Origin of the sequence: Nitrospira sp. (assembly GCA_037045225.1) — a bacterium.
In the GTDB taxonomy this organism is placed as follows: domain Bacteria; phylum Nitrospirota; class Nitrospiria; order Nitrospirales; family Nitrospiraceae; genus Nitrospira_A.
The window spans coordinates 399,706-419,753 of the sequence record JBAOHZ010000009.1; the positions used below are offsets into that span (position 1 = coordinate 399,706).

General features: G+C 52.6%; 16 protein-coding genes. All 16 read right to left on the bottom strand.

Annotation, left to right across the window (positions count from 1 at the left end; all coding sequences use genetic code 11):
• Position 1 precedes the first annotated feature (1 nt).
• Positions 2 to 1,189 (bottom strand): ATP-grasp domain-containing protein, encoded by a 1,188-nt coding sequence (locus V9G17_02975; protein ID MEI2751536.1) that lies wholly within the window; start codon positions 1,187 to 1,189, stop codon positions 2 to 4.
• Positions 1,190 to 1,240: 51 nt separating this feature from the next.
• Complete coding sequence (locus tag V9G17_02980; GenBank protein ID MEI2751537.1) at positions 1,241 to 2,299, bottom strand: polysaccharide deacetylase family protein; 1,059 nt, start codon at positions 2,297 to 2,299, stop codon at positions 1,241 to 1,243.
• A 22-nt stretch (positions 2,300 to 2,321) separates the two neighbouring features.
• Positions 2,322 to 2,474 (bottom strand): DUF5989 family protein, encoded by a 153-nt coding sequence (locus V9G17_02985; GenBank protein MEI2751538.1) that lies wholly within the window; start codon positions 2,472 to 2,474, stop codon positions 2,322 to 2,324.
• Between the two features lie 16 nt (positions 2,475 to 2,490).
• Entirely contained in the window at positions 2,491 to 2,877 is a 387-nt protein-coding gene (locus V9G17_02990; protein MEI2751539.1) for an SxtJ family membrane protein, read from the bottom strand.
• A 73-nt stretch (positions 2,878 to 2,950) separates the two neighbouring features.
• Complete coding sequence (locus tag V9G17_02995; protein ID MEI2751540.1) at positions 2,951 to 4,081, bottom strand: glycosyltransferase family 2 protein; 1,131 nt, start codon at positions 4,079 to 4,081, stop codon at positions 2,951 to 2,953.
• Positions 4,082 to 4,148: 67 nt separating this feature from the next.
• Complete coding sequence (locus V9G17_03000) at positions 4,149 to 5,426, bottom strand: DegT/DnrJ/EryC1/StrS family aminotransferase (GenBank protein MEI2751541.1); 1,278 nt, start codon at positions 5,424 to 5,426, stop codon at positions 4,149 to 4,151.
• Positions 5,423 to 6,463, bottom strand: coding sequence for a FemAB family XrtA/PEP-CTERM system-associated protein (locus V9G17_03005; protein ID MEI2751542.1), 1,041 nt, complete (start codon positions 6,461 to 6,463; stop codon positions 5,423 to 5,425). Before V9G17_03005 ends, V9G17_03000 begins: the two co-directional genes overlap by 4 nt.
• A gap of 689 nt (positions 6,464 to 7,152) precedes the next feature.
• Positions 7,153 to 8,205 (bottom strand): polysaccharide deacetylase family protein, encoded by a 1,053-nt coding sequence (locus tag V9G17_03010; protein MEI2751543.1) that lies wholly within the window; start codon positions 8,203 to 8,205, stop codon positions 7,153 to 7,155.
• A 62-nt stretch (positions 8,206 to 8,267) separates the two neighbouring features.
• Positions 8,268 to 9,638, bottom strand: coding sequence for a glycosyltransferase (locus V9G17_03015; protein ID MEI2751544.1), 1,371 nt, complete (start codon positions 9,636 to 9,638; stop codon positions 8,268 to 8,270).
• 168 nt (positions 9,639 to 9,806) lie between these two features.
• Entirely contained in the window at positions 9,807 to 11,702 is a 1,896-nt protein-coding gene (asnB, locus tag V9G17_03020) for an asparagine synthase (glutamine-hydrolyzing) (GenBank protein ID MEI2751545.1), read from the bottom strand.
• A gap of 50 nt (positions 11,703 to 11,752) precedes the next feature.
• On the bottom strand, positions 11,753 to 12,763 hold the full coding sequence (locus V9G17_03025; GenBank protein MEI2751546.1) for a UDP-glucuronic acid decarboxylase family protein: 1,011 nt from the start codon (positions 12,761 to 12,763) through the stop codon (positions 11,753 to 11,755).
• Positions 12,764 to 12,799: 36 nt separating this feature from the next.
• A complete protein-coding gene (locus tag V9G17_03030; GenBank protein ID MEI2751547.1) occupies positions 12,800 to 14,686 on the bottom strand; it encodes a carbamoyltransferase in 1,887 nt (628 codons plus the stop codon).
• 83 nt (positions 14,687 to 14,769) lie between these two features.
• Positions 14,770 to 15,933 (bottom strand): glycosyltransferase family 4 protein, encoded by a 1,164-nt coding sequence (locus tag V9G17_03035; protein MEI2751548.1) that lies wholly within the window; start codon positions 15,931 to 15,933, stop codon positions 14,770 to 14,772.
• A 63-nt stretch (positions 15,934 to 15,996) separates the two neighbouring features.
• A complete protein-coding gene (locus V9G17_03040) occupies positions 15,997 to 16,914 on the bottom strand; it encodes a glycosyltransferase (GenBank protein ID MEI2751549.1) in 918 nt (305 codons plus the stop codon).
• Positions 16,915 to 16,941: 27 nt separating this feature from the next.
• Complete coding sequence (locus V9G17_03045) at positions 16,942 to 18,180, bottom strand: glycosyltransferase family 4 protein (protein ID MEI2751550.1); 1,239 nt, start codon at positions 18,178 to 18,180, stop codon at positions 16,942 to 16,944.
• Positions 18,181 to 18,220: 40 nt separating this feature from the next.
• The gene (locus V9G17_03050; protein ID MEI2751551.1) at positions 18,221 to 19,291 is read right to left on the bottom strand and encodes an NAD-dependent epimerase/dehydratase family protein; all 1,071 of its coding nucleotides are present in this window, start codon (positions 19,289 to 19,291) and stop codon (positions 18,221 to 18,223) included.
• Positions 19,292 to 20,048 lie beyond the last annotated feature (757 nt).

Below are 20,048 nucleotides of genomic sequence, written 5' to 3' on the forward strand. Positions count from 1 at the left end.
CTTATGCCAATTTGAGATACCGCATCACTTCGAAACGACTCGGGGCCAGATCATCGAACCGCTCAATTTCATAAAACACGTCTCGCTCAAAAAACAGGCAGAAAGACATGAGTGACTGCAACTTCGACGGGGCCCCTGGTGGAAGATTCAACGCGCGATCGCTCTTCCTCACACGCATTAACAACTGATCCAAATCCCCCAACAACCACCTGGACTTGACTCCGATACGATATCCATCTTCAGGTACCATCTCGCCCCGTCCCATCGCCATGTTGAGCAAATGCATCGGAAAATTCACCCCAGCATCCACCGCCAACTGCAATGAACCCCAAAACCGCCCATTAATCTCCATCAACAAGGGACACTGCGTGGCTGCATCTACTTTGAACTCGACCATCGCCACCCCGTTCCATTTCACACGCTGCAACAGCTTGAGGGTAGCCTCAACCATCACTTTCGGCAAGGCAATACTTTCCCGCAACACACTGACCCCACCAGAGGGGGGACGCTCACGAAGTCTCCGGTGAGCGAACATTCCCAACGGCCTTCCCTCCTGCATCAACACGAACAGGCCCTGGCCTTCCCCGATGACGCGCTGCTGAATCAACGAAGGTCGTTGCAGATACGGCCGCTCACGATAGAGTCGAAGGAGTTCCTCGGGCGACTCGGCATAGCAGACGCTCGTCTTCATCCAGCAATTGCCCTCTTTCACCAGTGAGCAACCAGGCTTGACCACCACGGGAAAATCATCGATTTTCGCAATAATCCCCTCGAGTCGTCCATCAGGGACAAAGACAGTGCCCGGGATGGAAACGCCTTCAGTAACCGCGCACTGCATCAATCGGTACTTATCCGAGATTTCCTGAAATGCCTGGGCCGTGGGGGCCGGAAAGTGCGTGTACCGCTCAATCTGGGCCTTCTCCGGCCCAAGGACATGCATGGCGATATCGGACACGGGAAATACAGCATCTACTTGATGGCGCTGTAAGACCTCCATCAAGGCGGCGATGAAACCTTCAGGATTTTGATAAGGAGACGGATAGACGATCCGCTGCCAGCAATAACGAGAAGATCCTGCAAGGGATCGTTGGGACTCCGCCCCAACAATTACCTCCACATGCTCCCGTCCTAGCGCTCTGGTGACGGCAAGCGCCGCTCGCTCATTTCCGTCGGTAACCAAGACTCTCACGAATATGTTCGCCCCCGGGACACAGCCCTCACATCCATTCCCCCGATTACCTTATACCGAACTCGGTTGAGGACCGAACAAACGAAAGGAGAACAGTGGAATGGTGTGTGTGATGTCGTTATGAATGCCCACGCGGCGGATCGCATACCGATTTTCAGGACGGTTCCCTTCCACACCCATCTGCACGGACACTGCAGCCTCATACCCACTGACTCTCACCTGTTCCTGAATGCGGGTATCGCTATTTCCATTGGGGTAACAATAGACCGGCACATAGTTCACACCTTGCTCCAGCAGAATCTGTCGCGATCTCACAAGCTCCTCGGAAACCTCGTCTGGTGTGATGGTGGTCATAATACGGTGTGTACAGGAGTGGGAACCGAATGACACGCCTCCCTGAGACATTTCACGCACCTCGTCCCAATTTACAATCACTCGGCCATGCGGCAATGTCACCTTGAGTTCCAACGCCAACGCGCGAACCAGCTCGCGGATACGATCGATCGGCAGATGCTTGCAACGCTCAATAATTTGGTCCGCTAGCTGCTCATGATTCGCCATCGACTCAGCCGAGAAAGGGAGGCTTCCGCCTAGGAAACCGGACAACACAGCCTCAATCCTTTTTGGAGATATAGTCCCCTCTGTTCTACCAGCAGCAGCTTTGCATAAGGATGCCAACTGATCAGGCCAAAACCACTCGTTGCTTCCCACATAGTCGGTGGGAAGGAAAATAGTCGCAGGCATACGTAATCGCTTCAGAACGGGATACGCATGGCGATAATTGTCCAACCAGCCGTCATCGAAGGTAATTACGCAGTATCGTGCCTGCTCATTCCATGCACCACGGTGCCACTGATCAAGAAGTTCCTGCAGAGACAGGACCGTAAAATTGCTTTTCACAAAAGACATCTGTTGAGCGAATACGGTATCGAGCACGTACATTCCGGCCTGGACAGGATGACAGGAGACTTCGTCCGTCGTCAGCACCCGGTGATACATGAGCACCAGGACCTTGCCTCGGTGCCGCCATCTGTACACCGATGATGTGTGGAGGATCCCCGCTACCGCAGAACGAATCGTCTGCTTGAACCCTCTAACGCCAATGTTCATATCAAGAGAGTCGTCCCATGAATTAGAACAACGTATAGATGAACGGCGCAACGGCGGATCCTTGAGTCAGGACTATCAGGCTACCCAACAAGGCGAGCATCATGATAATCGGCAAGAGCCAGAATTTCTTCCGCTCCTTCATAAATGCCCACAGCTCAGTGAGAAACTCCCCCATACCGATCTCCGTCTCCCTAAAATTGCTTGGTCATATGGGTATGAGGCCTCGCTTGCCGCACGACCCGATAGCTCGCAGCATCTCGGCTCAGCGTTCTGCGCATAGAATCCCAACCAAACATCCGCATCACGACCCCCATCGGCGTGATCAGTCCAAAGTATAGAATCCCCAGGATGATCCTGGTGTTGACCCATCCCATCACGTGGCCAATCTTCATCCAGACTTTGAAGAGAGGCGCGAGGATAGTCGGCGCCACCAATCCCAAGGGTACCAAAATTGCTCCCAACACAACGGCCCAGAGGCGCATCCCATCACCATGCCGGATGAGGGGCCAGATCCCGATCAGGAAAAAGACACCACCAATAATCAATCCAAAATTCCGCAATTCTTTCTTTTCAGCCACCGCATCCATTCAGTACCTCTGGTTTCCATTTCTTACCCGTATTTGTGTTGCAGTCGATACCACCATCCTTGACTTAACGCTTGGACGGCTCCCAACGAAACACCCGGTCTCCCCGAAAATACCGCATCCAGGCATCAAGAATGGACAGGTTCACCACAACAAAAAACGAAGGTAATCGAAATACGTTACTCTTTGGCATCCAGCTGCACCCGGCATAGGCTACGGCGATCATATAAAACAGAACGTGCGCCAGCAAAAGAACCCGGTATGGCACCGAATCGATTGCCAATACACTATTCGAGACCAGTGCGCCAATCATCGCGAATGGCACGAGCCACCGACAGAGCTTATGACTAAACAGTTGCCACGCAAAGATTCCATACCGAAACGGATTTAACATCGGTAAGCTCCGCATCAGCACAGCAATTCCTCTTAAGACGGTACGAACTTTGCGTTGGTACTCCTTTTTCTCATCCGTTAAGTTCTTATAGTAGCCGACACTTCGCGGATCCGACACCCCACGCAGCCCGGTTTTCATGGAATTGAGCAATGTATTAAAGTCGCTTTGGAGATCGTCTGCCCAAGGGCTGCAGACCGTCCTCCGAGCGGCGAAAAATGACCCGCTCAGCCCGACCAATGTGTTCACCTTCGTTTCTAACTGGCGCAGGAGCATTTCATATTTAACATACGCGCCCTCCCCGCTCAGATTTCCCTGGGCATCTACAAATTGGTCTACACTACTGACACAGCCGACCGTTGGATCATTGAACGACTTGACAATATTGGCGATGCCGTAAGGCGGCAAGGTGGTCGCGACATCTGAGAACACCAGTATCTCCCCGCTTGTCTGACTCACCGCCAGCTTTTGAGCGGCCTCTTTTCCTCTTCGTTCCTGGGCGCGGACAAGGCGCACACCCGAAGTTGCATACGATCGCACAATCTCCTCGGTTCGGTCTGACGAACAATCGGAAGCCACAACTATGTCGAGCCGCTCACGCGGATACTGTTGCTGAAGACTATTCTCGATCTTTTCCCTGATCCGTGCTTCTTCATTATAGGCCGTGATGACAAACGAGACCATGGGTTGAATATCGCCGGCCAGCACAGGCCGGTTCCTGAAACAGGAGAGGACCACTAACGCAAGTAAGTAGCCAGCATAGGCATAGATAATGAACACTATCGAGCCCCAGAACATCCATTCCATAAACCACATCGTTAGTTTCCCGGCGTTTTACCGTCCACTGCCACTCGAACCATACTCGCCTAATCCATCAGTTCACTCGAGGTAACCGAGAACCAGGATGCTGACCGTTCGCCACATCCGAAGGACATCTCGTTTCTTCCCCGGCAACTCGCTGAGCCGCTTGAAGTACATCAGAAATTCGAACGAGGTCGGAATCGGACAAGAATTCATGCGTTGGAAGCGTAACCAGTCGTTCCGCTATCGAGGTCGACTGGGGTACCTCCTGGGATGAGAGCGCGTCACGAAGCTCAGCAATATGCTGCAGAGATGATGGGTACATAGAGCTGATTCCCAGTCCCTGCCTCGCAGACAACCGGCACACTGCGTCCTTTTCCTGCTTCGAACGCATCAACACGGGAAATCGCAAATATACCGACTGTCCCCGCACAAACGGCTTGAGCGTCCGCACATCACCTACGGCGAGCGATCGAAGAATCTGCTCGGAATGCGCGACTCGGCTCGCAGTCGATTTGTCTAACCGCCGTTTCCAACGCCGCAATAACCCGGCCCGTATTGGGTCGAGACGGCTAACCGGGAAATCCGTGTAGAACTTTGTTTCGCCCAGCTTTAGAAACGGAAGTCCGGCTGGCAACCAATAGAGGGACGGCTTGATCAACAACTGCGTCACTGCCACTTCCAGCCAATTTCTCAGCATGCCGACCAGCGATATATCAGGAAGCGGTGCATATTCACGCGCCAAGGCTTCACCGATGCGATCATTATTCGTAAGAATGGCACCTCCAGAACCACAGGTAATATTTTTACCTCTCCCAAAACTCAGGAACGAAACATCGCCTATCGCCCCGAATGGAACGGCACCGCAATGGCCACCAAACGCCTGCGCCACGTCCTCTACGACAAAGATCCCTTGTCGGCGGCATAACTCAACCACTCTGGGCACATCAATACCCATCCCAAGCAAATGGGTGGCTAACACGCATAACACGCTCGAATCGGCCATCTTGGAAAGGTGGGCAAAGTCGAAATCCAACGACAAAGGATCCACGTCACACAGTGCCACCGATAGTCTTGCACGCACAACGGCCGATGGCACAGAAAAGCATGTATACCCGGGAAGCACAACTTTCTCTCGTCCAGATAACCCATGCAGCGCCTGGAGGATGAGAGTGAGCGCGGCCTTTCCTGATGACACAAACCACACATGTTTCACGCCAAAGTATTGGCCCAATTCAGCCTGTAGCTGCTCCAGTGTGGATTGCGGATGCAGGAGCCCTAGCAGCCCTTCAACGAGGTCCCTGAATTCGATCGGTGCAGCCGATGGAGGAAGCGTTCGCTGAACCTTCATGGAAGATGTTTCACAATATGAGGCCCAAGAAGGTTCGCAACCGCGACTGGCAAATTTTGCCAGAGACGAATGGCGAGAGCGTATTTCGGATTCTGGGGGTTCAGCTGAGGAACCGGGCGCCCACCTTTCATCCAATAGTACCAGTACAGCTGGTGTGGCTGAGCTCCCCATTGTTCCTTAAACCGATAGGTCCCGCTATCGGGGCTCGAACGGCCAAAGTCAAAGACCTGAAAACCCTGTCGGCACGCATATTCCAATACCGTACCGTAGAGCAACATATTTGGGGCCAGCTTGTTAAATCGCTTGTCCGATGCAGCCCATGGAATCTCCAACGACGATCGGAACCCGTACAAGAAGCCTGCAGCGACTGGAGTCTCTCCGTGAGAAACAACGCAGATGCGCACCTCCTTTGGAAACACCTCAAGAATCTTTGCAAAGAATCCCTTCGCATAGACCGGCGTCCCCAAGTCGCGCATGCAACGAGAGAAAACACAGTAGAACTCATCGAGGCACTCACTCCCGCCGACGCGTGCGGTCATACCCTCTTTTTGAGCCCGGCGAACCTGGCTACGCAGTTTTGAGGAAAACTGCTTTTGAAGATCATCATAGGTGCTTGGAAGCGACAAGCGCATAGACACCTTTCGCTCGCTTCGGACCCATGATGTTTCCACGATTTCCTGCTGCCGCAACTCGACATGATCAACTTCTTTGGAAGTCGCAATCTCTTCGATACACGCTTCTAATGAAGCTCGTGCCTCTTGATTGGTTGCCAGTATGCCACCGTAATTTAGGAAAGGGATCGAGATCAAAAAACGACCAAAGAGTGGGCTCGACAGAGTAACGAGCGGAGCAACGCAAACGATCTCCCTGCTTTCGTTCTTTCCCATGAGATAAATCGTATCGTGTCCAAACACCTCGTTGATGACGCTTTTCCAGGAGTACAGATGGTATCCAGTTCCACATTCGTGACTACGAACAAAGCCATCCCAACCCAGTCGGTCCTCGGCGGAGCTACAATCAGAAATAGTTAATTTCATACCAGTCCCGAGTACGATCTTCAGAGGAAGGGAAAAACAGACTGCATGGTCACTAGCCATTTACGGCAGCGAGAATGACTGCGGAGTGCGAGGCGTTCCCCCCTGACCTTTTATCTCCGCGGTTCGGCCTCCGACCACGTAACCCGACTTGACCATCACGGATTCTGCTATCCTCCGTCGCTCCTCTTTAGACGACTGCGAGGTGATACAGGGGAACACGGGTCCAGCCTGAATATTCTTACGATGTTTATCTAAGTATTCGTCGAGGGAACAGAGAACGCGAGCTGGGTTCCCTGCGCATACTGAATTAGGTGGCAAGGACCGACTAATCACCGACCCAGCACCTACTATTGTACGCGGTCCGATCTCGACACCAGGGAGAATCACTGTTCTCGCTCCAATGTGGCAAGACTCACGTATCCTGACACTACCGACTCTGGCACCATCAAGAAACTCGTCCATCTGCGCATCATGCGCAAGGATAAGGCATTCTTCTCCAAATCCGCAGTGCGCTCCAATGGATATGAGAAAGCAGTAATCCGGATCGATCCAGGTGGAAGCCGGAAGCCAGACATCCGCACCGAGGCCCATTCCACGCTGTCTGAGCTTAGCCCAACGACGATCCAATCTTTTCCGGTCAAACTTCGATTTGATCAGGGCTGCGAAATCTATTAGAAAGTCGATCACGCTCAACACTCCCTGCGCGCTTTCTGCTTCAATCGTTCTATCCCGGACACATACTGCACTAGGCGAGGCAGCGTTTCCGGAAACCCGAAACGCCTTATCTTGTATGGACCAGCACATTCCCGAGCCAGTAAGTCGGGATCTGCAAAACCGGGTTCTCCAACCACGGCTCCAATCAATCCTGCATTCTTCAGAATGTCTGTTTCCCGCGTCCCAAAATCTCCCCAGCCTCCATTTGGATAGCAAAAAATAGGCACCGGGCTATTCAGTTCCTCCCGAACTCGCTTCCATGATTCCATGATCTCATCTTTGGCTTGTACGTCGGTCGTCCTGCTAAGGATTGGATGAGTCACCGTATGAGGGCCAAAGGTCATTCCGATCCGTTCACAATCTCTTGCTTGGTCCCAGGTCATCGGAGAAAATATCTCTGGGGGGACATCAGGAACCAATACTTCCCCCTCAACTGCTAAACTAGCAATAGCAAGATGTTTATCGGAATCTGATACCAACTTACACTTTGCAGTGAAGTCTGCTTGTGCACAGATGCGATCCGCCATGGAGTCCCAGTGGTAGTCAATCAAACGGTCGGCCAGCCGTACACGGATAGCGTGTCGTCTGGTGGAGGCGAATATGAACTCAATTTTATCCCACCAGAACCAGAGCTTGCCGTCGACAAACCCTGTAGCGAGGAACGTCGTCACAGGGCAGTCATAATCGGCGAAGACCTTTGCTGCAACCTCGGCCTGATCAACATATCCATCGTCGATCGTAAAAGCCACTGCACCTCGGAGTGGGGTGCCGCCTTGCATCATGCTCTCTATCACAGAAGCCAGTGAACGCAGATCGTACTTGCGTTTCCGAAGAAACTCCAGACCGTTGCGAAGATGCTCTACATCAAACCCTTCGATTCCTCGCCCCATGTGGCGAAATCGATGCAGCATGAATACCGTCGCACAATTTCGCTGCACCAGGCGACTCAATTTGTCCACACCAGGAAACGTGAGCAAATGATAGTAGAGATTTCTCGCCCAACTCATTTCAGTCGTTGCCCCTTCCATTCCTCAAGATATCGATATCAACTGACGAAGGCATTTGTGCGTGTCTAGTTGATTCTTTCCCCTTACGTACGACCACTCGCCCCATCAAAGACCTTCGCCAACTGGCCGGTGAGGTTCTTATAGTCAAACAGCGCTGTCGCATCTTCCGAAGGAGTGACAAACTTGGCAGAATCGAAAATCAGGTCGGTGAATAGCTGCTTGATCGCAGGAGCTTGATTTGAGCAACATACGCCCAAGCGATGCCGTTGCACCAAATTGAAAGTAGCCCCCGGATCGCCAATCACCACTAATGGACGCCGCGTCGCAATGTACTCATAAATCTTCGCCGGAATCTGCAGCGTTGACCCTGGCTGCATTGTCAGTAACGCATCGGCCCTAGCCATTTGACGCAAACACTCTTGATGACTGACCGGAGGTTCTCGCAATAGCACTCCATGCTTTTCAAGGCCCTGTGCCATACGCTCACACTCGTCGCTTCTTACATCCCAGGTCCCAATGAATCGAAGCCTCAGCTGAGCTTTTCGAATTGTCCCCTCCTCTACCAACTCTAACAGAGCGCGCAGCAATTCCACCGGCGTTCTCATCATGTACATAGTCCCGAAATGGCACAGCTCTATTCCCACTCGTTGTGAGGCTTGATCACCATCAGGAGTAGCGGGCAATGCGAAATCGTCAGCATGAAAACCATTGGGAATGGCTACGCACTTGTCCTGAATTTCTGGATATAGCGCCGTAAGATGCGTTCTTAGTTCCGAAGTGTTCGCGATCACAGCCGCAGCTTCTTGGCAAATCTGTCGTTCAAGCATTTCGGTTTTTCGAATGAGCTGAGGGGAAATGTAGTGAAAACCTGCATTGCTCGCCCAGGGATCACGAAAATCGACGATGAACGGCACTCTAAATCGGCGGCCCAGTTTCCGAGCAATGGCTAAACTTGTCCATGGGCTGCCAGTCGCAAACACTAGGTCGGGTTGCTCATCCTTCGCTAAGGAACCTACATGTTTGAGCACAGGCTCCATCCATGCGCTTTGCGGATCTGGAAACGCGAACATGCGATCGAGAACAAATCTCTTCAACTGACCGATGTGCCCCGAATTCTTCAGCTCATTAGTTTTCACGTTAGAGCCATAATTGACTCCAGCAGCGATTGCGTGATTCCCTCTCCTTCCGATACGATCACGAATCAATTTGCGGAAATGAAGCAACCGATCGAGCGTGCTCGCATAGGGTATCGCCTCCACCTTAATACTCGACGGCAACTTTCCCGAGAGCCGTTCATCGACCGAATGCACCGGATAGACCGAGTCCGGTGTCGTAGTTACAACATGGGGAGTCCATCCATACGTGCTGAGGTATCGGCAAAAGCCAAGCGGCCGCATCGCTCCTGTTGCGGCAACCGGCGGAAAATAGTAGGCGACAATGAGGACGCGCTTCACAGGTTCACCATCGATTCCGTGGCACCTCGATGCCTTCCATGCATACTAGGCAACCCGCTAAATACGACATTGATCAGGGGCAAATGGATGTTACTTTCAATAATGTGGCCGGCACACACGAAAGAAACCACCAGGGTGCAGCAGCGGAAAGCCGCTCCAGACTATTCATCACGCAGCAAGACCAAGGTCTTGGCCCACGAGCTCCGACAAGATCTCAAATTCCGCAACGTGGAATAACCTGTTGGCCAAATCTACTTCACCTCTGCGATGACGCTCCAGATCGTTGATTAGGGCACCCGCGTTATAGATGCCTCGTTCGCGAACCGCCTGACTCCCCAGAATATCGCGGAGAGGCTCGTAGAGATCATGTGCAAACCATTTTTTGCTCGCGGTAGGAAACCCCATCTTATCCACACGCGCTCGCACAGACTCCGGGATCCGTCCCCTCATGCCTTCTCGAAGCACATATTTATTCCACGGTCCACGCACCTTCCAGTCGTCGGGAAGTGCTGAGACAAACGACACCAACCGATAATCTAAAAAGGGAAGGCGCGCTTCGACCGAATGGGCCATGGAATTGCGATCCTCAATCCGCAGGTACAAGGGCAACGGGGCAGAGACTACCGATTGCTTCAACGCATGCGACAACGTCATCTCAACCGGCGAGGGATCTTCATCGATGAAGTACCTGGTGAAGTCCTCAGAAAACCACGGATTCTGGCGAAGCCGTGCCTGGCGACGCGCCTGCGCCCAGGTACGGTACGCGCCGACCTTATACATTTCCCAAGAGAACCCGCGCGCTGCGGCTGCAGTGAAACGTTGCCGCGAATTCCCACCATGAGCGGCCGTGTAGGACGCCACAGCTTGCCAGGCTTCTCGTACCCGTCCCTGTCGAAGAAGCGACACCCAGTAGTCTTGAAAATAGCTGGAATAGCCACCAATGGTCTCATCAGCGCCCTGCCCATTCAATACGACACGAATCCCGTGAGACGCGGCAAGGCGCATGAGTTGATAACCTACTAACGCCGTCATCGTATGCACCGGCTCATCTTGAAACCAGAGCAATCGGCGCAGATCGCTCCATAGCTCGGCCGGGCTGGTTCCCAGCTGCCGGAGCTGAGCATGGGTTTGAGCCAACGTATCGGCAATATACTTCGATTCGTCGAACTCCTTGGCCATGTAGCAAAAGGCCTGGAGAGATTCAGACGTACTACTGCCCGCCTCACCTCGCTGCCTGGCTGCGGCGCAAATGATCGCGGTCGAATCAAGTCCTCCCGACAAGCAGACGCCTACCGGAACATCACTTCGCATCCGAATTCGAACGGCGTCTTCGAACAAATTGGCAAACGTTGTCGCAGGGTCCTCGGATACACTTTGCGGTAACCCATCCAGGGACCAGAAAAACCATTGATGCCACGTACCATCGAGTGTCAGCTCAAACCCGCTCCCTGGAGGAATTTGCTCAATCCCTTCGTAAAACGTTTCGACCTGACTGTCCAGACGTCCATCCAAGAGAAACCTGGAAGCAGTGCGCCAATTGATCTCACCGCGCCGGTATCCAGATGCTCGTAACGCCTTGATCTCTGAGGCGAACTGCATCACGTCTGAAGTACGGCTGTAATATAGCGGCTTGACGCCAAATCGATCGCGCGAGCCAAACAGCCGCCGATGCTGGCGATCATAGATCACAAATGCCCACATGCCATTAAGTCTAGACAGACACTCGCGACCCCACTGACGGTAGGCCGCAAGCAGCACCTCGCTGTCCCCGCTTGACCGAAACTGGTACCCCAATTGCCGAAGTTCGGACCGCAATTCGACATAGTTAAAGATCTCACCGTTGAAGACCAGCACATACCGCTCGTCTTCACTCACCATGGGCTGATGGCCGGCCTCAGACAAATCAAGAATCGAAAGTCGGCGAAATCCCATTCCAACAGCACCATCGACATAGATCCCACTATCGTCGGGACCTCGGTGCAGTAAGCTCTTGGCCATCCGTTCGATCGCCACGCGCTCTATCGGCTGCCCCTTCAACCCTATGGCAACTGCAATCCCACACATAACAACTATCTGAGTCCTTGTTTAACGACGAGGCTCTTCGTGGATGTTCGCTACTTCGCGACAACCTGTCGGAAATAGTCTGTCGCTTTCCTGATGCCATCCTCCAGTTCGACTTTTGGTTCCCAACCCAAAAGACTCTTGGCTCTCGTAATATCCGGCCGGCGTACTTTCGGATCATCGGCTGGAAGCGGGCGCTCTTCGATTACGCTCTTAGATCCGGTTAATTTCAAGATAATCTCGGCAATCCCACGAACCGTGAGTTCCCGCGGATTCCCGATATTGACCGGATCATGAATACTGTCCAGACTTGCGTCGGGCTTTTGCGTGAGGAACTTCGTGCGGTCGGTGCGTTCCGCGACTGACTTGTCAGACTTCACCATCAACAATGCCACGATACCACGAACTAAATCATCGACATAGCAAAAGCTACGGGTCTGAGAACCGTCACCAAAAACCGTCAATGGTTTGCCCTGAAGTGCCTGCACGATGAAATTCGAGACAACCCGGCCATCTTTCGGCCTCATCCTGGGGCCGTACGTGTTGAAAATTCGCACGATGCGTGTATCAACACCATGATACCGGTGATACGCCATCGTCATGGCCTCAGCAAACCGCTTCGCCTCATCATAGACCCCACGCGCGCCAATGGGATTCACGTTCCCCCAATAGGTTTCTGGTTGCGGATTGAGCAACGGATCTCCATAGACCTCTGAGGTGCTGGCCAATAGAAAGCGCGCCCCTTTGGCTTTCGCCAACCCAAGTGCCTTGTGTGTCCCCAAAGCCCCCACTTTCAATGTAGCAATGGGCATCTCGAGGTAATCTTGCGGACTCGCCGGAGACGCGAAATGCATTACTGCGTCCAACTGTCCATCTACGTGCAGGTAATCACACACATTGTATTTCACAAAACTGAATTTTGGATTTCCGATCAGGTGAGCAATATTCTCAGCCCGTCCGGTAATCAAATTATCCAGCGCAATGACGTCATGCCCCTGCCCCACCAGCAACTCAGACAAGTGGCTACCAAGAAATCCTGCTCCACCCGTAATCAATATTCGCATGAATCAATTCCTCCTTCGTGTTCACTCTGCTACCGGTTAGTCGAGCTCAAACTCTTTCTTCCAATTCGAATCGTCTCCCAATGGCTTCTGGTCGGCCTTGCACAGCACACAATTCTCAAGGACGAGCACGTCCATTTCCGTGCGCATAAAACACCGATACGCATCTTCTGGAGTGCTGACGATCGGTTCCCCTCTCACGTTGAAGGACGTATTCACCAGCACCGCGTGTCCGGTCTTGGCTTCAAAGGCCTTGAGCAAGGCGTAGTACCGTGGATTGGTGTCCTGATGAACGGTTTGAATCCGCGCTGAATAGTCAAGATGAGTTACCGCAGGAATGTCAGACCGTGGAATATTCAACAATTCAATCCCCCATAATCCATCATGAGTTGAACTCACTGGAAGACGCCGTTTCTCAACGACGGGCGCCACGAGGAGCATATAGGGGCTGTCGGCATTCAGCTCAAAGTAATCGGATGCTCGTTCACGCAATACTGATGGGGCAAAAGGTCGAAATGATTCCCGATACTTAATCTTGAGGTTCATCACCGACTGCATATCTCTATTACGGGCATCTCCCAGGATACTACGTCCACCCAATGCCCGCGGCCCGAACTCCATACGTCCTTGCAACCACCCCACCACCTTCCCTGCAGCGAGTTCCTCAGCCACACGAGCGTAGAGATGATTCTCATCGAGTCGGATATAGGGGGCGTCTGATTTCTTCAGGTAGGATTCAATTTCTTCATTGGTGTGCGAGGGCCCTAAATACGATCCCTTGATACCATCTTTTCCGGGAGTCACCTTGCGTGGCTGTTTCTCATATTGGTGCCACGCAGTGAGTGCGGCACCCAATGCCCCACCCGCATCGCCTGCAGCAGGCTGTATCCAGAGCCCCTTGAAGGGGCCTTCCCGAAGGATGCGACCGTTGCCAACACAATTCAGAGCGACACCACCGGCCATGCACATATAGTCTACACCGGTCTCTCGATGCAGCGTGCGAGACAGCCGCAGCATGACTTCCTCTGTCACTTCCTGGACTGAACGGGCCAGATCCATTTCGCGCTGAGTCAGTTTTGATTCCGGCTTACGAGGTGGCCCCCCAAAAACATCATCAAACTTTCCTCCGGTCATCGTCAGCCCGGTACAATAATTAAAATAGTCCATATTCAGACGAAAGGTTCCGTCCGGCTTGAGATCCAGCAAATGGTCATAGATCGCTTTCACATATTTTGGCTCACCATAGGGCGCCAGGCCCATCACCTTGTATTCCCCGGAATTCACCTTGAAACCCGTGTAGTACGTGAACGCGGAGTACAACAGCCCGATGGAATGCGGAAAAGGAATTTCCCAGAGAGGGGTCAGTACATTCCCTTGCCCCAGCCAAGCCGACGTCGTGGCCCATTCCCCAACCCCATCCATACACAGTACCACTGCCTTTTCATAGGGAGACGGGAAAAATGCTGATGCCGCGTGCGACTCATGATGCTCTGAAAAGAGAATCTGCGGCAATGAAGTCGTTGTCAGATCCGGGGCATGCATCAAGAATTCCTTCTGAAGCAGGCTCTTTAAGAGCAATTTTTCCTTCAGCCACACCGGCATCGCAGCCACGAAGGATTGGAGACCTCGAGGTGCAAACGCGAGATAGGTCTCCAACAATCGCTCGAACTTGACCAGCGGCTTATCATAGAAGACCAGATGCCGCACATCCTTGAGCTTAATTTGTCCTGCCTGCAAGCAGTAGTCGATGGCTCTGTGGGGAAACCCCGGATCATGTTTTTTCCTCGTAAATCGCTCTTCTTGGGCCGCCGCAATAATTTCCCCATCACACACTAAACACGCAGCGCTATCGTGATAGAAGGCGGAAATACCGAGAATGTTCATCACGACTCTCTGCCAATAGAAGTAGTAGGTCGATACCCCCATCTAGCACCATGTCAGCACTCCCGCAGCACATCTTCATAGAGGGACAGGGCTTGCGCCTCAGTCCAGATGCCTAAGCATCAACTCTAGTGTGAAACCTGGAATTCCTCTATGAATCCCAGATATCGCTCTGCAATTACTTCCCAGTTATACTCGCGACAAGCCCACTCTTTTCCCTGCCTGGCTAGCGTCTCGCGAAACACAACGTCCGAAGACAACCTCATCAAGCCCGTCGCGAGAGATACCGGATCTTCTGCAGGTACCACGATTCCAGTTGTGCCGTCCTGAACGATCTCCGGTACGCCATCAACATTGCTCGCAATGACCGCCTTCCCACAAGCCATCGCCTCCGCAATGACCAACGGCATACCCTCAGCCCGCGACGCCAGGACAAAGGCAAGGCAGGACTTCATCAAACTGAGCACCTGCCTATGAGTTTGATTCCCTAACAACTGTAGTTGATCTGATACACCCTGTTCGTGAGCTTGCCGTGTCAGTTTTTCTCGCTCTGGTCCGTCACCAGCCACAACGAGTTGCAACACCATCCCCCGTTGTTTTGCCTCCCGCAAAGCCGTGATCACAAGGTCGATCCCCTTCCGATGGATCAGATGCCCCGCAGTGAAGAAATAATTTGGGGGTAGAGTTAGACCTGTCTCACCAGCGGAAACGGCCTCGATGACATCTAGTGGCGCACCGTTCGGAAGTAGCCGACGACATCTCAGATGTACGCCTTGCAGCACAGATTCCACTTTCGCCAAGAGTGTTCGAGAGACACCCAACACCAGATCGGCCTGCTCCAGTAGAAACCGGACCAATCGCTGCTCTCTGGGATCCCACAGGGACAAGTCATGAGCATCATTGCCCTGATACGTCACAATCAGGGTGCCTCCAAGCACACGGTGCAATACGCCGAAATAAAACATTGAGGGCAGCGGGTACTGAATTAAAATTGCGTCGAGTCGTTTCCACTTAGCCAACCAGATAAGCTGGACCATTGTAAGCGGGAACCAGAGACCACACATGATCACAGCACGGATAGGATGCGTTGATGACACCGGGGAGCGGAGGTACATGCCGTAGACAGGAATATCATCCAATGCTTCAATTTGACGAAGGCGATTTTCTTTATCAGCGACAAAAATGGTTAGATTGTGGCCTTTCTTCTGAAATTCTCCAGCCAGACGAGCGATAACAGTACTAACCCCGCCGGTTAGGGACGGTCTCCAAGGGGTGACGAGCATAATATTCATAGTTCTGGGGGCACCTACTGATACAGACCAATTACCAATGTTCGTAGCTTGGATAGAACTGATTCAATTGCGTTGAGCCACCTGACGACTGACATAGCTCTTAGCAAAATCCAGATAGAGTTTGAGATCAAACGGCCGTTGGCGGATCAGACTTGAGAGACGCCTCCTAGCGATTGCACCCGAACCTTCCCGCCGCTCAAGATATGCCAGCTGTCGCTGTGTGGCATACAGTTGCGCCTGAACCAGTTCCATCACTTCAGCCCCTTGCGACTGTTCAAGGCCGTACTCCGCCACAATGATTTCGTATATCCTCACAAAATCTTCTACCAACCGACGCTGACTGGACATGAGGCTTCCTGCTCTCCACCGATACTGGCCTAGCGGCTCAGCCAGGTAGCCCACTTCATAGCCACGCAAGACCACTCCGAGCCAATGTAAGTAATCCTGAGCAACCGGTAAGCGCAAATCAAACATCCCCGCATCGTCAAACGCGGTGCGACGCTCCAGTACGGTCAATGTCTGGATATGAGAGCGCAATAACAGCTCTCTGATACAGAGCCCCTGCGGAACAGGTCTGTTAGTCTCGTAATTAAACCGAGTATGCAGCACCTTATTCTGTTCATCGATCACCGACACCTCTGTATGGAGAAAACCACAGGCAGGATGGTCATCCATATACTCGACCTGACGAGATAGCTTGTCAGCAATCCACAGGTCATCGGCATCTAAATAAGCGATAAACTCGCCGCTGGCGATTGAGAGGGCAACATTTCGTGCGGCTGATGCGCCCTGGTTAGACTGATACACGTAGCGGATCGTTTTGCCGTAGACCGCCACCACTTGTTGCGTGTCGTCAGTGGACCCATCATCGACCACGATGATTTCGAAATCACGGTATGCCTGCCTCAACGCCGAGTCGATCGTCTGCCCAAGAAACCGCGCACAATTGTATGTCGGAATCACGACGGATACACGAGGCATGTGAAGGCGATACCCAGAATAAGCGACCTATGTAACCTTGTCGGACAGCCGCGGTCGCAAAGCTGTCAGTGTCTTCTCTGTCGCCGTCTCCCAAGAAAACCATTCAGCGGCGAGCTTGAAGGCACCAATCCGGAGGCGCTCGCGCAGATCCACGTGATCCATCACTTCAAGCAGGAGATTCGCCACGGCGGGATGATCTTTCGGTTCGCAGGTCAGCACGTTTTCCCCATGGACAAATGCCTTATCCATTAAAGGCCCTCGCGTCACAATGATGGGCAGTCCGTGCGCGACCATCGACGCGAAAGAGCTGTTATTTAGCTGAACCCCTTCAAGAAAAGGCAGCACACATACGTCTGATGCATGAAGAAACAGCGATGCTTCCTCCTCCTCAGACTTGAAGGCGCCGGTCCATGTTGTAACTCCGTCTATGCGCAGCTCCTTCGCAAGCGCCTGCATCTCATCGAAATAGGATGCACCACCTTCGACATCCAAGCCAACCTTCCCGCCAATGAACAGGAGACGGGCCTCAGGCCGTTGCGCAGATACGGCCGCAAAAGCCCGCAACAGTGTTTCAATGCCTTTAATCGGATAGAGATATCCGAAAAACGTGACAACAAACTCGGATGACGTCATGCCCAACCGTTTCCGGCCTCGAGCACGCGCCTCTCCTCCTGCATTCGAAGCAATGAACAAGTTCGGCGGCGGCGGAATCAATTCCACTTTCTTGCTGACAGGAGCCCACTCCTCGATCAACATCGTACGGTGACGCTCGCACAATGCAATGACCACGTCACTATCGCGCAGCAATGTTCCTGAGCTATACGCCACATCCTTCGTACCAGCCCATCGAACCATCAGTTTTCTGAACAAACGCGAGACATGACTCGTTTTAGATGGGTCGGCCCCCACGAACGCACTCTCATACCGGGAAACGAATGGTACATCTGGGAATAGCCTCTTAGAGAGCGTGGGCAGGAAGGTCACCATTGGATGAAACCTGTACATAAGGCCGATGTACATCAGAAAAATCGCATCCGGGGCACAGCACTTCAAAAAAGACCGAACCCGGGGCAGCTCTAGCCAACCCCATGTCCGCATGATGGGATGCACATGAATCCGAGGATCATTGGTACCGCCATTCCCGACCGACGTAAGCACATGCACTTCAATCTCGCGCTCAGCCAACTGTCGGCACAAATGATACGTATTCGTCGCTTCCCCCGCATGCATTGGAGGATACGCCGCTGAAATCACCAATACTTTCATTTCGTACGCATCGTCTCGGTGGCTTCGCAGCACAAACCCGTTACACCGCCGAATTGACCGCAGCCGTCCGCTTTACCCACGACTGGTGAATTTCCTCAAAGATATGCTTCAACGATTTCGTAATGCCCCAGCCAGGGTAGTGTGTGGTCATCTTATTGAGATTGCTGATGTAGCAGATATGATCGCCTTCGCGATTCTTGTCGACATACTCATACAGCATCTTTTTACCCGAAATAGCCTCAATCATGTCGAACGCCTCATAAATGGAACAGCTGTTTCCTCGTCCGCCGCCGAGATTGTAGACCTCGCCGCTTCGTGGATTCTCGATGAAGGCGTGAATGAATCGTGCGACATCAAGGGAATGAATATTGTCTCGAACCTGTTTCCCTTTATAGCCGAAGATGCTGTACTTCTTGCCCTCTAAATTGCATTTGACGAGGTAGCTCAAAAAGCCATGTAACTCAACGCCAGAATGATTCGGGCCGGTGAGACAACCTCCCCGCAAACAGCAGGTCTTCATGCTGAAATAGCGCCCATACTCCTGCACCATGACATCCGCGGCCACTTTCGAGGCACCGAAAAGCGAATGTTTCGACTGATCGATACGCATCTGCTCCGTGATTCCATCGAAATCGTTGGGCGACGCATAGTCCCAACGTTTGGCTTGCTCTACGAGAGACAATTCATTCGGCGCGTCGCCGTACACTTTATTTGTGGACATGTGCACAAATACTGCGTCTGGAGCGTGCAACCTGGTCGCCTCGAGGAGATTCAACGTACCCACCGCATTGGTATCGAAATCATCGAATGGTATCTTGGCTGCGAGGTCATGTGAAGGCTGTGCTGCCGTATGCACAATCACACTCGGCTTGAGCTCCTGAATGAGCGCTAATGCGCCCTTGCGATCTCGGATATCGAGCTCGTGGTGGCGGAACTGCTTCAGATCAGCCTGCAACCGACGTTGATTCCAACGCGTGTCCCCTTGTGGTCCAAAAAACGTGGCTCGAGTGTTGTTATCGACGCCATGGATAGACCATCCGTGACCATGAAAGTACGCGCACACCTCAGAGCCGATGAGACCAGAAGACCCGGTGACGAGCATTCGCTTCATGATGTGCTTACTCCCTCCCTATTCTCAAATCACTGTGCCCTGCATCGATCGAGAACCCACCCTAGCAGTTGAGGGGCCTGCTCGTTCCAGCGCAAACCATCGGCAGGGCAAAGATCTTCTTCCCATGATGGCCGCGATCAACCAAGAAATTTTTCGGTCGCAACAGTTACGCAGTCCCGCTCATCGAATCGGAACTTCTCCGCCTATTCTTGATCACAATGCTTAAGCATTCAAGTTCATTGTCATTATCGATATCCACATTTGCCCAATACCATCGGCCCCCTTCTCACTGCAACGCTTTCCCCATCTGGCATTCTGTTTCTCCAAGGTGGATAGAGCAGGGATCGAGGCAGCCGAGCGCAAGCGTTACTGCTACGCCAAGCAGCGCGATATCACCCACCACCCAAGCTATCGCACACCGCCACACATGGCCGATCTTCTTTCGTGGCGGCACGGATATTCCATTTGCGCCATGAGTGACGCGAAACTAGCCAGCCTACGACATTGGGTCATCGCCTGAGGTCAGGCACGAGTCCCAAAGAACGCCTACCCCTTATACATGTGCAATCCAGGCATAGTGCCAATATCAATTTACTCGAATCCTGACGGGGTCATTCAACATATACGGGGAGATCCTGAACCTAGGCACATCCTCAAATAGTAAACGGAACGTCTCTACCCAGACCCAACAGATAGGCAATTTCAGAGGATTATCGCTTGCTTGTCGACAGAACAAGCTCGATAACTGAAACAGGCA

What these genes read in the sequence shown, in the direction of transcription:
- V9G17_02980 (MEI2751537.1), bottom strand. Translation starts at nt 2,299, where the DNA reads ATGAACATTGGCGTTAGAGGGTTCAAGCAGACGATTCGTTCTGCGGTA.
- V9G17_03050 (MEI2751551.1), bottom strand. Translation starts at nt 19,291, where the DNA reads ATGAAGCGAATGCTCGTCACCGGGTCTTCTGGTCTCATCGGCTCTGAG.
- V9G17_03010 (MEI2751543.1), bottom strand. Translation starts at nt 8,205, where the DNA reads ATGGAAGGGGCAACGACTGAAATGAGTTGGGCGAGAAATCTCTACTAT.
- V9G17_03000 (MEI2751541.1), bottom strand. Translation starts at nt 5,426, where the DNA reads ATGAAGGTTCAGCGAACGCTTCCTCCATCGGCTGCACCGATCGAATTC.
- V9G17_03025 (MEI2751546.1), bottom strand. Translation starts at nt 12,763, where the DNA reads ATGCGAATATTGATTACGGGTGGAGCAGGATTTCTTGGTAGCCACTTG.
- asnB (MEI2751545.1), bottom strand. Translation starts at nt 11,702, where the DNA reads ATGTGTGGGATTGCAGTTGCCATAGGGTTGAAGGGGCAGCCGATAGAG.
- V9G17_03045 (MEI2751550.1), bottom strand. Translation starts at nt 18,180, where the DNA reads ATGAAAGTATTGGTGATTTCAGCGGCGTATCCTCCAATGCATGCGGGG.
- V9G17_02995 (MEI2751540.1), bottom strand. Translation starts at nt 4,081, where the DNA reads ATGGAATGGATGTTCTGGGGCTCGATAGTGTTCATTATCTATGCCTAT.
- V9G17_03040 (MEI2751549.1), bottom strand. Translation starts at nt 16,914, where the DNA reads ATGCCTCGTGTATCCGTCGTGATTCCGACATACAATTGTGCGCGGTTT.
- V9G17_03035 (MEI2751548.1), bottom strand. Translation starts at nt 15,933, where the DNA reads ATGAATATTATGCTCGTCACCCCTTGGAGACCGTCCCTAACCGGCGGG.
- V9G17_03030 (MEI2751547.1), bottom strand. Translation starts at nt 14,686, where the DNA reads ATGGGGGTATCGACCTACTACTTCTATTGGCAGAGAGTCGTGATGAAC.
- V9G17_02985 (MEI2751538.1), bottom strand. Translation starts at nt 2,474, where the DNA reads ATGGGGGAGTTTCTCACTGAGCTGTGGGCATTTATGAAGGAGCGGAAG.
- V9G17_03005 (MEI2751542.1), bottom strand. Translation starts at nt 6,463, where the DNA reads ATGAAATTAACTATTTCTGATTGTAGCTCCGCCGAGGACCGACTGGGT.